This window comes from Bradyrhizobium sp. AUGA SZCCT0177 (assembly GCF_018130125.1).
Lineage (GTDB): Bacteria > Pseudomonadota > Alphaproteobacteria > Rhizobiales > Xanthobacteraceae > Bradyrhizobium.
Map to the genome: position 1 here is coordinate 1 of NZ_JAFCMA010000014.1, position 14,058 is coordinate 14,058.

13 protein-coding genes are annotated in these 14,058 nt (G+C 64.5%); 8 read left to right on the forward strand and 5 right to left on the reverse strand.

Features of this window, described 5'->3' with window-relative positions; translation table 11 throughout:
- The first annotated feature begins 290 nt into the window (after positions 1-290).
- Both JQ597_RS17580 and JQ597_RS17585 read left to right on the forward strand, forming a co-directional pair.
- Positions 291-1,781 (forward strand): amidohydrolase family protein, encoded by a 1,491-nt coding sequence (locus JQ597_RS17580; protein WP_212265513.1) that lies wholly within the window; start codon positions 291-293, stop codon positions 1,779-1,781.
- 1 nt (position 1,782) lies between these two features.
- The gene (locus JQ597_RS17585) at positions 1,783-2,718 is read left to right on the forward strand and encodes a CobW family GTP-binding protein (protein WP_212265514.1); all 936 of its coding nucleotides are present in this window, start codon (positions 1,783-1,785) and stop codon (positions 2,716-2,718) included.
- 163 nt (positions 2,719-2,881) lie between these two features.
- Here the strand turns inward: JQ597_RS17585 and JQ597_RS17590 are convergent, their stop codons facing one another.
- Together JQ597_RS17590 and JQ597_RS17595 are read right to left on the reverse strand one after the other, a co-directional pair.
- Positions 2,882-3,769, reverse strand: a complete 888-nt coding sequence (locus JQ597_RS17590; protein ID WP_212265515.1) for a TauD/TfdA dioxygenase family protein — start codon at positions 3,767-3,769, stop codon at positions 2,882-2,884.
- 96 nt (positions 3,770-3,865) lie between these two features.
- Positions 3,866-4,645, reverse strand: a complete 780-nt coding sequence (locus tag JQ597_RS17595) for an SDR family NAD(P)-dependent oxidoreductase (RefSeq protein ID WP_212265516.1) — start codon at positions 4,643-4,645, stop codon at positions 3,866-3,868.
- Positions 4,646-4,739: 94 nt separating this feature from the next.
- Here JQ597_RS17595 and JQ597_RS17600 point away from each other — a divergent pair, with 94 nt between their 5' ends.
- The 3 genes from JQ597_RS17600 (at position 4,740) to JQ597_RS17610 (ending at position 6,524) form a co-directional block, all read left to right on the forward strand.
- The gene (locus tag JQ597_RS17600) at positions 4,740-5,258 is read left to right on the forward strand and encodes a GNAT family N-acetyltransferase (RefSeq protein WP_349628851.1); all 519 of its coding nucleotides are present in this window, start codon (positions 4,740-4,742) and stop codon (positions 5,256-5,258) included.
- Positions 5,259-5,273: 15 nt separating this feature from the next.
- Entirely contained in the window at positions 5,274-6,008 is a 735-nt protein-coding gene (locus JQ597_RS17605) for an SDR family NAD(P)-dependent oxidoreductase (protein WP_212265517.1), read from the forward strand.
- A gap of 117 nt (positions 6,009-6,125) precedes the next feature.
- Positions 6,126-6,524: a CsbD family protein gene (locus tag JQ597_RS17610; RefSeq protein ID WP_212265518.1), complete on the forward strand. Its 399-nt coding sequence runs from the start codon at positions 6,126-6,128 to the stop codon at positions 6,522-6,524.
- A gap of 130 nt (positions 6,525-6,654) precedes the next feature.
- Here the strand turns inward: JQ597_RS17610 and JQ597_RS17615 are convergent, their stop codons facing one another.
- Positions 6,655-8,352, reverse strand: a complete 1,698-nt coding sequence (locus JQ597_RS17615; RefSeq protein WP_212265519.1) for an SGNH/GDSL hydrolase family protein — start codon at positions 8,350-8,352, stop codon at positions 6,655-6,657.
- A gap of 219 nt (positions 8,353-8,571) precedes the next feature.
- Positions 8,572-9,987 carry a lytic murein transglycosylase gene (locus tag JQ597_RS17620; protein WP_212265520.1) on the reverse strand — a complete coding sequence of 472 codons (1,416 nt, stop codon included), beginning with the start codon at positions 9,985-9,987 and terminating at the stop codon, positions 8,572-8,574.
- Positions 9,988-10,201: 214 nt separating this feature from the next.
- Between JQ597_RS17620 and JQ597_RS17625 the strand changes: the two genes are divergently transcribed.
- Positions 10,202-11,080, forward strand: coding sequence for a UTP--glucose-1-phosphate uridylyltransferase (locus JQ597_RS17625; RefSeq protein WP_212265521.1), 879 nt, complete (start codon positions 10,202-10,204; stop codon positions 11,078-11,080).
- A gap of 150 nt (positions 11,081-11,230) precedes the next feature.
- Here JQ597_RS17625 and JQ597_RS17630 read toward each other — a convergent pair whose 3' ends face one another.
- The gene (locus JQ597_RS17630; RefSeq protein ID WP_212265522.1) at positions 11,231-12,739 is read right to left on the reverse strand and encodes a sensor domain-containing diguanylate cyclase; all 1,509 of its coding nucleotides are present in this window, start codon (positions 12,737-12,739) and stop codon (positions 11,231-11,233) included.
- A gap of 129 nt (positions 12,740-12,868) precedes the next feature.
- On the opposite strand from JQ597_RS17630, the gene JQ597_RS17635 reads away from it, so the two are divergent.
- Together JQ597_RS17635 and JQ597_RS17640 are read left to right on the forward strand one after the other, a co-directional pair.
- A complete protein-coding gene (locus JQ597_RS17635; RefSeq protein WP_192736901.1) occupies positions 12,869-13,126 on the forward strand; it encodes a DUF7662 domain-containing protein in 258 nt (85 codons plus the stop codon).
- Between the two features lies 1 nt (position 13,127).
- Positions 13,128-13,994, forward strand: coding sequence for a helix-turn-helix domain-containing protein (locus JQ597_RS17640; protein WP_212265523.1), 867 nt, complete (start codon positions 13,128-13,130; stop codon positions 13,992-13,994).
- Positions 13,995-14,058: the final 64 nt, after the last annotated feature.

The window sequence follows — 14,058 nt, forward strand, 5'->3', positions numbered from 1 at the left end:
CGCCTTGTCGTCTTCGCCAATGCCGTAATCAGGTCCGGACAGCCTTGGAAAGGCGCTAACGCCTCTTGACAGCTAACACGGTAGATCCCGGCTCAAGGCCGGGACGACGATCATCTACTCCGCCGCCTGTTGCGCCGCTGGCGGATGCGTGCCCTCCGCCGGCAGAGGTTGTTGCCCGTCCGAAAATCTGCCTCTATGGGGTCGCGACGGCCCTTATTCGCCAGTCTGCGCGCCTTCGAAGCTGAGCCGGCTTCGCAGGGAACAGGTCTTCAGTACGCGGGAGTGACGAGATGGCTGGTTTGGTAATCACGGGTGGCCGGGTGGTGGATCCGGCCAGCGGCATGGACGCCATCGGCGATGTGGCGGTGCTCGATGGCAAGATCGCCGCCGTCGGCACCGGGCTTGGCAGCGCCGAGCGCACGATCGACGCTACGGGACTGGTGATCGCCCCCGGATTCATCGATTTGCACGCGCATGGCCAGTCGATCCCGGCCGACCGCATGCAGGCCTTCGACGGCGTCACGACGTCGCTCGACCTCGAGGCCGGAGTATTGCCGGTCGCATCCTGGTATCGGCGCCAGGCCCAGAAGGGACGCGTGCTGAACTACGGCGCCGCGGTCAACTGGGCATTCGCGCGCATTGGCGCGATGACCGGCTCCAACGCGGAAAGCTCGCTGGAGGCGTTCGGCAATGCGATGCGCGACCGCCGCTGGATCGACAACGTGGCCAGCGACACCGAAGTGGCCGGGATCCTCGAGCGAATCGCGGGCGGGCTGAGCGAGGGCGGCATCGGCATCGGCATCCTCAACGCCTATGCCCCGGGCGCCGGCGTGCAGGAGCTGACCGCCGTGTGCCAGCTGGCGGCGGCGCGCGAAGTGCCGACCTTCACCCACGTCGCCTACATGTCCCGCATCGATCCGGAGAGCGCTGCGGAAGCCTATATCCGCCTGATCGGCTATGCCGGGGCCACCGGCGCGCACATGCACATCTGCCATTTCAATTCTTCCAGCAAGACGGACATCGAGCGCTGTGTCGCGCTGGTCGCCAAGGCGCAGGCGCAGGGGCTGCCCATCACGGTCGAAGCCTATCCCTACGGTACCGGCTCGACGGTGCTGGCGGCGGCGTTCTTCAGCGACCCCGAATTCGAGGCGCGCAACGGCCTCGGCTATGATTCGGTGCAGCGGGTGACCGACGGGCATCGCTTCCGCGACCGGCAGGAACTGCTGGCGGCACAGGCCGCCGAACCTTCCACGCTGGTTCTGTGGCACGTTCTGGATATCGACAATAACGCGCATCATCGCGATCTCCTCGACATGGCGGTGCTCTATCCCGGCGGCGCGATCGCCTCCGACGCCATGCCCTGGACGCTGACGGACGGCCGCGCCTACACCGGCGACGCCTGGCCGCTGCCTGACGACGCGACCTCGCATCCGCGCTCGGCGGGTTGCTTCACGCGCTTCATCCGCGAGTGGGTGCGCGAGCGCCGCAAAGTGTCGCTGCTCGAAGGCATCCGAAAATGCGCGCTGATCCCCGCGGAAATTCTTGGCGCCTCTACGCCGGCGATGCGCGCGAAAGGCAGGCTGCAGGCGGGTGCGGATGCCGACATCGTCGTGTTCGATTACGAAACGCTGAGCGACCGGGCGACGTTCTCGGCGATGAACCGCCCGTCGGAAGGCGTGCGTCATCTGGTGGTCAGCGGCCAGCCGCTGATATCGGATGGCGTGCTCGATGCGGCGGCGCGGCCCGGCCAGCCGGTGCGCCGGCCCGTTACCGGAGGCTGAGGTGCCGGTCCCGGTCGTGCTCGTGGCCGGCTTCCTCGGGGCGGGCAAGACCACGGTCGTGAACCATCTGCTGGCACATGCCGGGGGCAGGCGGATTGCCGCCGTCGTCAACGATTTCGGCGCGATCAATATCGATGCGGAGCTGATTACCGGCGCCGCCGACGGCGTGGTCAGCCTGAGCAATGGCTGCATCTGTTGCTCGCTCGAAGGCGATCTCTTACGCACGCTGGCTGGCTTGTTGCGGCGTGATCCGCGTCCGGAATTCATCGTGATCGAAACCAGCGGGGTCGCCGATCCCCAGGACATCGTGCGCAACCTGATGGATCCGGTGATCTGGCGGGAAGCGCCGCTCGAAACGGTGCTGTGCGTCGTGGATGCCACAACTTCGGTCGCCAGGTTCGACGACGCCCTGCTGCGGTCCCAGATACGGGCGGCCGATGTGATCGCGCTGAGCAAGGTAGACCTCGTGGACGCGGCCAGCCACACGCCGGTCCGCGATGCGATCCGCGCGATACGTCCGGCTGCGGTGCTGGTCGATGCGCCGCATGGCGAGGTTCCGATGGCGCTCCTCTTCCCTTCGGATCCGGATCGGGCGCCGGTGCCACGCGAGCCGGGGCAGCGACGGCCAGCGACGGATCGCTTTGAGACGCTGAGCTGGACGTCGGAACGGCCGCTGTCGTTGTCCCGCTTGCAGGCGGCGATCAATCGGCTCGCGCCGAAGCTGGCGCGGGCGAAGGGGCTGTTCGAATCCGTGGAGCAGCCCGGCAGGTTGATGTTGCTTCAGTTCGCCGGCGGACGCGCGACGCTGGCCCCTGGCGGGCCGCTGCCAGCAGGAATGCCGCGGACCCGGATGGTGTTCATTGCCGAGATCGGCGTCCTCTCGCGCGCGGAGGTCGATGGGATCATGGAGGGGTGCGTCGAAGGTGCGCGCGCGTAGCCACACCCACGGTGTCGTACCGGCCTTGAGCCGGGACCCATAACCCCAAATGTGTATTGTTGAGTGCGTTGGTCGCTCCAACGCGCTTGTGTCTGCCGCCTCGATTTCACTATCGAGGTCACGGCGTATGGGTCCCGGCCTTCGCCGGGACGACGACGAAGCTCTACTCCGCCGCCTGCTGCGCCACCGTCGGCGCGGTGCCCGCCACCGTGGCGCGGCGCATGTCGCGGGGCTGCGACTGGTCGTAGCGGCGCACGCGATGCATGGTCTGGCGGTTGTCCCACATCACGAGGTCATGCAGCGTCCATTTGTGGACGTAGACGAATTCGCCCTGCGTGGCGTGCTCGTTGAGGTCGCGCAGCAACAGCCGCGCCTCCGGCATGGTCATGCCTCTGATGGCGCCGGCATGCGACGACAGATACAGCGACTTGCGGCCGTGCACCGGATGGGTGCGCACCAGCCGCTGCAGCACCGGCTTGAACAATTGCTTCTCTTCATCGGTGTAGTCGAGAAAGCCGAGCGATCCCCGCGAATACATCAGCGAATGCTCGCAGATCATGTCCTCGATCTCGGCCTTGGTCTCGTCGTCGAGCGCGTCATAGGCCGCGCGCATGTCGGCGAATTCGGTGTTGCCGCCCTTCGGGTTCACCACCCGCGCCGACAGCAGCGAGAACTTCGCCGGAATCGGGCGGAACGATGAGTCGGAATGCCACAGGCAATTGCCAAGGTTGAACAGGTTGATGCGGCTGTCGCGCGGCAGCGGCTTGCCGTCCTTGCCGAGGTTGGAGACGTCGTTGAGCCCGGTCTGCAGCCGCGAATCCTCCGGCTTGACGACACTGCCGCCGCGCGGATTTTCCCGCTCGCCGAAATTCAGCGCGAACGCCATCTGCTGCTCGTCGGTAACGTCCTGGTCGCGAAACAGCAGCACGGCGTATTTATCCATGCCGGCTTCGATGTCGGCGGCCTCCTGCGGCGTCAGCGGCTTGCGCAGATCGACGCCGGAAACCTCGCCAAAAAAATGCTTCCCCAGCTGCCGGATCGTGACCGTCATGGCGTTTCTCCGTAAAGCGGCGGGCGTTTGTCCCGCTTCGTTTGGTAAAAAACTACTCCGTGATGGGCCCAAGTCAACGTTTCGGCTGCATGCCCGCTACGCGTTCCGCGCCATCAGGCCGCCGTCCACCGGAATAACCACGCCGGTCAGGTATGATGCGGCCGGCAGGCACAGGCTCAACGTCATATGGGCGACTTCCTCGGGATCGCCGTAGCGGCCGAGTGCGGTGCGGCGTTTGGCGAAGATGGTCTTGTGCTCCTCCGCAATCCGCTCGGTGATCCCGGTCCGGATCGGTCCCGGGCAGATGCAGTTCACCGTAATGCCCTCGCGGCCGAGTTCCACGGCAAGCGCGCGGGTCAGGCCGGTGACGCCGGCCTTGGCGGCTGCGTACGGGCTGTTGGTGGCGGTGGCGCCGAGCGCTTCGGTGGAGGCGATGTTGACGATCCGCGGGCACTTGGATCGGCGCAAATGCGGCAACGCGGCACGAATGATGCGCGGATGCGCGGTCAGCATGACAGCCAGCGCCTTGGTCCAGGCCTCCTCATAGCCGTCCGCGTCGATCGGGGCGCGCAGCGACAGGCCGGCATTGTTGATCAGGATGTCGAGGCTGCCGAAATGCGCCGCGATGGCGCCGACGATTTTGATGATGTCATCGGCCTTGGCGACGTCGAGCGTCCAGGCCTTTGCGGTACCGCCTCTTTCCTTGATTTCACCGGCGACCGCCTGCGTGGCCTCGGCGTTGATATCAGTGACGGCAACATTGGCGCCTTCGGCGGCGAACACCAGCGCGGTGGCGCGGCCCATGCCGCTGGCGGCGCCGGTGACGAGAACGGTCAGGCCCTTGACCGAACGGCTGAGTTCTCTGAAATCAGACATGAAATGACTCGCGGAATTTGTGCGATGCGTTGCAGGATTGACAAGGCTGGCACCGATCCGCAGACAGGTCAAACCACAGCAACAGGGTGCAACAGTGGCCGATATTCCAGATCTGCAAATTCGCCGCCTGGAGATTTCGGATGCCGCCCTCTTCAGGGACATCCGTCTGGAGGCGTTGCAGAAAAACCCTGAAGCCTTCGGCAGCACCTTCGAGCGCGAAAACGCGCAGCCGCTATCGTGGTTCGAGGCGAGGCTTGGCGCTGCGGACATCTTTGGGGCGTTCCTCGATGGGACTCTCGCCGGAATGGCCGGATATTCCGCGCGGGAAAATTCGAAGCAGGCACACAAGGGGCTGCTTTGGACCATGTATGTCCGAGACACTGCCCGGAATGCGGGTGTTGGGCGTAAGCTTGTCGCGGCGGTGCTCGATCATGCGCGCGGACGCGTCGAGATGGTTCAGCTGGCGGTGGTAAGCGACAACGAAGCTGCGCATGGGCTGTATCGCGCCATGGGCTTTGTCGAATACGGTTATGAGAAGAAGGCGCTCAAGCACAACGGGCGATATTACGACGAGGTTCTCATGGTCAACTTCCTCGATGTGAGCTCAAGCTAGAAAAGGATGCAGGCGATGAACGAACTCGATTTCAGCGGCAAGCAGGTGCTGGTGGTCGGCGGTTCCAGCGGGATCGGCAACGGCATCGCGCAGGCATTCCGCGCCAAGGGCGCGCGCGTCGCGGTCTGCGGCACCCGCGCCAAAGCGGCGGATTACTTCGCCGGCGAAGGATCGGACCTTCAAGGTCTCGAATATGCGCAGCTCGACGTCAGCAACGCGCAGGCGATCGAGCAATTCAAGCCGTCGTTCGATGGGCTGGACGTGCTGGTGCTGGCGCAGGGCGCGGTGATCTACCGGCGCGGCGAATTCGAAATGGATGGCTTTCGCAAGGTGCTCGAGGTCAACCTGATGAGCCTGATGGCGTGCGCGACGAAATTTCACGCGATGCTGAGCGCCAGCAAGGGATCGCTGATCATCGTCAGTTCGACCGCGGCCTATCATTCGACCATGGGCAATCCCGCCTACAACGCCTCGAAGACCGGCGCGGTCGGCTTGACGCGCACGCTGGGCGAGGCATGGGCCGAGAACGGCATCCGCGTCAACGGCATCGCGCCGGGCCTGGTCGACACCAAGATGACCAAGGCGACGACATCAAATCCGAAGCGGCTCGAAGGCGCGCTCGAGCGGATTCCATTGAAGCGTCTCGGCACGCCTGCCGACATGGCCGGCGCCGCTTTGTTCCTGGCGTCGCCGCTGGCGTCCTATGTCATCGGCCAGACCATTGTGGTTGATGGCGGGCTCATCCTCTGAATAGCGTTTTCGAGCGAAGTGGATACCGGTTCGCGTGAAGAAAACGCGTAAAACTAATGACGCAGGAACTTGCAAGCGTCTCGTCGGTTACTTCCTCTGAAACAGGGAGTGATCGTGATGGACAAGGATCGAATTGCAGGATCGGCCAAGGATTTCGCCGGTAAGGTCGAAGGCGCTGTCGGTAGTATGACGGGCGATGCCAAAACGCAGGCCGAAGGCCGCGCGCGCGAGGCTGCAGGCAGCGTGCAGAATCTGTACGGCCAGGCCAAGGACGCCGCGCGCGACGCCACCGATGCCGCGGCCAACTACGCCAAGGATGCCGTGGATACCGTCAAGGACGCCTACGACAACAGCGGCGACACCCTCCGCGACGGCCAGAAGGCGATGGCGAAAACCGTGCAGGACAATCCGCTCGGCGCGCTCCTGGTCGCGGGTGGAATTGGATTTGCACTGGCGCTGTTGATGACCCGACAGCCGCGCCGCCCGCCGCCGTCGCGCTGGCGGTATTACGGCTAGGCCTAGCGCCGTCATTCCCCGGTGCGCAATTGCGCACCTGAGGGCGATGCGAAAGCATCGAACCCGGAATCTCGCGCAACAACTTCTAGATTCCGGGTTCGCGCTGACGCGCGCCCCGGAATGACTCATGTCATCTTGTGAGCGCGCCTGCCGGGGCTTCTGCTGCTCGCCCGACGTTACCCGGCGGGCGCGGCACGCCCGGCGCGATGGGTCCAGGCGCGCGCGGCGGCGCTGGTGCAATCTGGCGCGGCGGCGCACCGAAGCCGCCGAAGAAATCGCGCAATGCCGGCTGTTCGGTCTGCGCGGGACGGAATTGCTTCTTCGGCGCAAGGGGTTTCGGCGTCGCGGCGGGCGGGACCGTACCGTCAGGCGCGGTGGCAGCGACCGGCGATTCACCCTTGGCCAAATCCTTGGCCAAGTCCTTGCCCTGATCTTTGGCCTGTTCGCGGCCGATTTCGCGGCGCGGCCAGGCGAAATCATCGGCGCGGCCGGCCGGCGCCGCCAGCGGTTCGCCCTTCACCAGCGTTCGCGCAGCAAGCGCATCGACCGCGGCGGGACGCGTGCCCGGTCCGCCGAGCAATTGATCGGTACCGACGGAAGAGGCCACCAGCGGCAAAATAGGTCCGGCCAGCGGCCGCGGCGCCGGTTGGCCCGGCACGGCATTGGCGTCGGGCGTCGCCGGTTCGACCGGCAGCGCGATCGGTCCGGAGCGGGAGGCCAAGAGGCGGGTGACTTCACGCTCGACATAATGCGCGAGCTTGCGCGCGCCGGGCTTGGTGAAATACACGCCGTCATAGGAACGCAGCTGGCGGATCTGGCCTTCGAAGTCGGGGCCCTTCTGCAGGAAGCGGCCGGCCTCGTCGACAAAGCCATCCCAGATATCGACATAGGTGATGCCGGCCTTGGCCGATGCGTCGCGATAGAGCGCATTGAGGAACAGCGAGTCGGACGTGCCCTTGACGCCGCGCACTGCTGGTAGCCCGACCCACAGCACCGGCACGCCCTTGGATTTCAGGATGCCGATCATCTCTTCGATTTTCTTGGCGTAGAGCTCGACCCAGCGCTCGTCGCGGAATTCGTAGAGCCCGCCCGCCGAGCGCGAACTCTTCTCGGGTGCTGCGACCTGCGGCGCATCGCTGTCGGCGTCGTCGGCCGCTTCGGCATCGGCCGGCTTGTCATCCGGCTTCGCGGCGGTCTCCGCCGAGCCATCCGGTTTCGCGCCGGGCTTGGCTTCGGCCGGCTTGGCGGTCTTTTTGTCGTCTTTCTTCGACTTGTCGACCGCAAGCTCGCGTATCGCGACGCGGTCGTTGAGGCCGAGCATGACGACGATGGCGTCCGGCTTCTCGTTGGCGAGGATGCTGCGGGCGGCGGCAGCCCAATCTGACGGTTCGCCCTTGGGCTGATATTTGATCAGGCCGGATACGGTCCGATGCTTGCGGATCACGCCCATGTCGGGCTGTTCGGAGTAAGCGTCTTCCAGGCCGTAGGCGAGCCAGTCCGCCATGCCGTCGCCGAGCACCAGCACGTTCCGTTCGGGCGCGGTGTCGCGCTTGGCGGGCGCCGGCGCCCTGGAGAAATCCTGGCGCGGCGCTTGTTGCGGGGCCTGCTGCTGGAACGGCGTAAAGAAGTCGCCGCCGAACCAGCCGCCATTGTTGTTGCGCGGCGCCTGCCGCTGCTGCGGTTGCGGCGGACCGCCGAAGCCGCCGAAATTGAAGAACTGCGCGGACGCAGGTCCCGCGATCCCGATCAACAGCGCGATCGCCACCGCCACCGCAGTCAGCGGACCGGTTTCGGTGAACACGCGGAAAAAGGACTTTGGCTTTTGCATCCGGTTCGGTCGCAATGGGTTGTGAAGGCGCAGTTATACTAGCGGAATCAGGCCGCAAGCGGGCATATTCCTTGCCATAAATCGGGCAACGGCCAGCCCCGTCAAGGGCGGCACGAAAATGTGCTGTACGGGGTTACTTTTGGCGCCAAACCGGTTGGTTTTTCGTTTTGACGCGTTTTCTTGACGCGAACCGGTTTCCACTTCGCTCGAAAACGCTTTTTAGCGACCCCGCAGCCGCTCCAGCACGTCGGAGGAGGCGAATCCGTCCGCAGGGGCCCCGATCGAGGCCTGGAAGCCGCGCAGCGCCTCGCGGGTCATGCCGCCGAACTGTCCGTCCGGGGTGCCCCGGTAGAAGCCGCGCTGGGCCAGGAGCTGCTGCAGTTCCAGTCGCTCGGCGCGCGACAGCACCCGTTCCTGCCGCGGCCAGGGCTGCACGAACGGCGCGCCGCCGCGCAGGCGGTCGGCGAAATGCCCGATCGCCAGCGCATAGGCCTCGGCCGGGTTGTATTTCATGATCACCCGGAAATTCTGCAGCATCAGGAAGCCTGGCCCGTCAGCGCCGGCCGGCGCCAGCAGATAGGCCTTGTCGGCTTGATTGCCGAATGGCTTGCCGTCGGCGCGTCTGAGGCCCTGCTGTTCCCACTGCGCGATCGGCATCGCCTTGGCCTTGTCGGCCAGCATGAAGTTGAAACCCTTGGGCAGCACGACCTCGTAGCCCCAGGTCTGGCCGGTCTGCCAGCCGTCCTTCCTGAGGTTGTTGGCGGTCGAGGCGATCAGGTCGGCCGCATTGTCGACGACGTCGCGGCGGCCGTCGCCGTCGGCATCGACGGCGTAGCGCTTGAAGGCGGTCGGCATGAACTGCGTCGGTCCGAACGCACCGGCCCACGAGCCGCGCATCTGTTCGGGACGCAGATCGCCGCGGTTCAGGATCTCCAGCGCGGTCAGGAACTCGTCCTTGAAATAGCCCTGGCGGCGGCCGATGCAGGCCAGCGTCGCGGTCGAGTTGAGCACGTTGCGATCGCCCATCTGCGTCGAATAATTCGATTCGATGCCCCAGATTGACGCGATGGCGTAGCGGTCGACCCCATAGGCTTTTTCCACCGCGTCGAATTGCGGTTTGTACTTGGCGAGGATCTCGCGGCCCTTCGCGAGCCGGTTTTCATTCACGAGGATGTCGAGATAGTCCCAGATCGCCTTGGTGAATTCGGGCTGTGAATCCATCAGGTCCATGATGCGCAGGTCGGGCGAAAGGCCCGCGGTGAAGCGCTCGAAATTCGCTTGCGTCACGTGTCGCCGTGCGGCATCGGGCCACATCGAAGCGACGCAATTTGGAAAATTCGCCGCCGCCTGCCGAATCGCAGCTGCGGTCATCAGCGGATGGCCCGAACCGCCGTCTTCGCCGCTCCAGGGTGGCGGTGCGGACGGCGCGGATGGTGCGCCTTCCGGGGCAGGTGCTGCCTGCGCCTGCGGCGAGGTGGCTGATTTCTGGCCGAAGATGTTGCCGAAGAAGTTGGAGACGCCGTTGTTGCCGGATGATTGGGCAAAAGCCTGGGTGCAAAAAACAGCATGCAGCAGCGTCACCGCAATGATGATCGCGGCGGTCCGGTAGGTCACCGCGGTTCCCGTCCAACGCATGTCGTCTCCGCCCTTCAACGTCCCCGTTTCACAAGGCCCTGTCACGGTTTCCAACAGCTTAACAAAGGCCGGAATTTGTTTCTCCCCCTTTTCCGCCGCAAGGGGGCGCGGCCGACTTGCCGCACCACACATCCGCCTTTGTTCCCGGCTGCAAACGGGCTACCAACGTGCCAACACGCATACTCCTCACGCTTAAGGGACTACCGATATTCCCATGAAAATCCGCAAAGCCGTCTTCCCGGTCGCCGGCCTCGGCACCCGCGTCCTGCCCGCCACCAAGGCGATGCCGAAGGAAATGCTGACCATCGTCGACAAGCCGCTGATCCAGTACGTCTATGACGAGGCCAAGGAAGCCGGCATTGAGCATTTCATCTTCGTCACCGGGCGCAACAAGGGCGTGATCGAGGACCATTTCGACCGCATGTTCGAGCTCGACACCACGCTCGCCGCGCGCGGCAACAAGAAGGCCGAGCAGGAAATCCTGGCGCGCGACCAGCCCGCCGCCGGCGCCACCAGTTTCACCCGCCAGCAGGCGCCGCTGGGTCTTGGCCATGCGGTCTGGTGCGCGCGCGACATCGTCGGCGACGAACCGTTCGCCGTGGTGCTGCCGGACGAGCTGGTGCTGAACACGCCGGGCTGCCTCGCGCAGATGATCGAGGCCGCAAACAAGCTCGGTGAGAAATCCAACGTGCTCGCGGTCGAGGCGGTGCCCGAAGACATGACCCATCAATACGGCATCTGCGGCGTCGGCAAGCGCACCGGCAAGATGTTCGAGGTCGATGGCATGGTGGAGAAGCCGGCCAAAGGCACCGCGCCGTCAAACCTGTCGATCACCGGGCGCTACATCCTGCAGCCGGAGATCTTCAAGATTCTCGAGACCCAGGAGCGCGGCGCCGGCGGCGAGATCCAGCTCACTGATGCGATGCGAGCGCTGGCCAACACACAAAAATTCTACGGCCTGGAGTTCGAGGGCGAGCGGCACGATTGCGGCTCCAAGCCCGGCTTCCTGCGCGCCAACATCGCCTACGGCATGGCCCGCGACGATCTGCGCGACGGCCTGCGCGCGGAGATGAAGAAGTATCTGGAGAAATAGGCGAGGGGGCAGGTACCCATCCTCGTCATTGCCTGCGACAAACGCGAAGCGTTTGCGCAAGGGAGCCCTTGCGACGAAGCAATCCATGCTTCCTCTGCGGCGCTATGGATTGCTTCGCTTCGCTCGCAATGACGGGGATAGGGCTTGCCCCTACGCCACCATCGCCAATTGCGGAAGGTTGGCGACCACGGTCTGGTTGCGGCCATTGGCTTTGGCGGCATAGAGCGCCTTGTCGGCGGCCGCGATCAGGTCAGGCCAGTCCAGCCCCGCTGATGGCATCATGCTGGCGACGCCGATGCTGACGGTCGTGACTTCCGGCTCCTCCGACCAATGCGCGACCTTGTGCCGGATGTTTTCGGCGACCGCGAGCGCCTCAGTGACCGAGATCCCCGGCAACAGCACCGCGAATTCCTCGCCGCCGAACCGTGCCCCGCAATCGCCGGCGCGTCTGACCGAGTCGGAGATGCAGATCGCAATGCCGACCAGCACCTGGTCGCCGGCCTGGTGGCCATAATTGTCGTTGTAGGATTTGAAATGATCGGCATCGATCATCAATAGCGCGACCGGCGTCCTGCTGCGCACCGCGCGCCGCCACTCCATATCGATCTCGAGATCGAACTTGCGCCGGTTCTTCAGGCCGGTGAGCGCGTCGGTGGTGGCGAGTTCCTCGAGCTTGTCCTCGGCCTGCGCGCGGCGGCTGATCTCGCGCCCGAGGAAGAAGGTGGTGCCGAGCACGAACAGGATCAGCGCGGTCATGATGGCGCCGATCCGGATCACTTCCCGTTGCCAAAGCCGGAAGACGGCTTCGAGCGGTTTTCCGACCACGACATAGAGCGGACCGCTGCTGTCTCGCCGGACATAGAGCCGGGGTGTCGCATCGACAGGGCCTTGCCCGGCATATGACCCGCTGGGCTTCAGATTGTTCGCGTTCCAGCTTCGCACCGTCGCCAGGTTCTTGCCGATGATGTCGAGGTTGAACGGCTTGCGCATGATGATGGTGCGGTCGCGGCGCAGCACGGTGATCGTATCGTCGGGACTGAGGTTCAATCGGTCGAACAGCTCATGGAAGTAGCTGAACCGGATCGAACCCGCGGCCACGCCGAGAAAGCGGCCTTCGGCGTCGGCGATGCGCCGGCTCAGCACGATCGAATAGGCGCCGCGATGCAGCATCGGGCGGCTGACGAACAGACCCTCGTCCGGATTGCTGCGATGGACCGCAAAATATTCCTCATCGGCGCGGTTCTCCGGCCGCGGGTCGAGCGAGGAAGCATCGATCCACAATCGCCCCGACGCGTCGAACACCTGGATCGCGCCGAAATGCTTGGCGGAGGCGGCGCGGTCGAACAGGATCAGATGGCGGATTTCCTTGCTGACGTCCTTGAGCTCCGGCATCACCAGATTGCTGGCGACCGCGCGCAGCGACTGGTCGTAGAGCTCGATGTTGCGTCCGATGTCGGCGTCGATGCCGGCGGCGAGGTTTTCGAGCGTCTGGCGGGCCAGCTCTTCCTCGCCGCGCCGCATGTCGAGCATCACGTTGGCGCAGATCGCGGAGAAGCCGATCACGGTCGCCACGGAGGAGGCGATCAGCAACTTCGCCGACAGCCGCCATGGCCGATGGGCCCGTTTTTTGGCCAAGTCTATGCGCCGTCCGAACAACATCGTCCGCTCCCAGCCTTCCTGAATGCACCGGAAACCTTGTCGCGGCCTTAAATGGCGACAACGATGCGCCGATCGGTTAACGCTTGGTTGCCGGGATCGGCGGCATTGCGCAAAACGACGGGGACACGGGTGAACGATTACGATTTGCTGCGGGACTATCTGAAGAAGCAGAAACTGCCCGAATTCGTGCTGACCTTCGAACAGATCGAGGAGATCATCGATGCCGCTCTGCCGCGCGCGGCGCACCGGGCCTCGTGGTGGGAAACCGAGCGCAGCCCGCAGGAGAAGATGCCGCAGCGCGAAGCCTGCCTCGAGGCCGGCTACATCGCGACAAGGCAGGCGGACGGCAAGAGCGTGAAGTTCAAGAAGATGAAGGTGAGGAGATAGGTTGGCCACGCGAACCATCCGGATAACCGAAGATGGCGAACATCTGTTCGCGCGTCCCTCTTTTTACGCCGAGTTCGCACCGCTGCAGGACCACAGCAAGTTTGTAGATTCAATCTACGTCCTGAAGGATCGGGGGCGGCTGACGGCAGACCGCCTGACGTTTGCCTCTCCGCTCAGGGAACTCGCCTTCAGCTTTCGAGAAAGCGTCCCGGGATCAGGACATAGCGGCAAAGTGGTCGTGAACGAACCGAGCTTTGGTCATCGGAAGAAGGGCAGGGCGTTTTCCGGCTGGATCATCGGCATCAAGTTCAAGCCGAATTGGTCGGGTCCGTTGCGCACGGAGGACCCGACGATTGTCGCGTGCCAGCAGACCCTGGCGCGCGTCCTCAGTACAAGTCCATCGTGTTTCGACATCCTGAATTCCCTGGACCAGGTCGTGTTTGCGCTTTCGCAACACGCGCCGCACGGCTCACTCATCAGTAGCGATTACTTTGAGACGTCACGCGCCCGGGTTGGCAATCTTGCAAGCCACGTAGGCGGCTCGGTCAGGACGCTTCACCGGAGGATGAGAACAGCGACCGGTTTTCCGCCGAAGCGCTTCATGGCAATGCAGCGGTTCCGCCGCTCAGTCTATGAAATTGCGACCCGAGGTGCCGGGCTGTCAGCTATCGCCTTTAATCTCGGGTTTTCCGACCAGGCTCACCTGACCAGGGAGTTTCGGCGGCACGCCGGTGTTACGCCCGGTGCATTCAAGCAAGCATGGCGCGGGCGTCACGCGCGGGCTGTCCGATTTCTTCAAGACACCGGTCCGTCCAGCCGTCTAAGGATCGCGGTATGGCCCCTTGAGGCCACAACTAAAGCTCATTGAGCCGGTTCGCGTTCGCCATTGGCCGGCACGCGCATTCGTGCGCAACAGGCCCGATGGTGCCAAA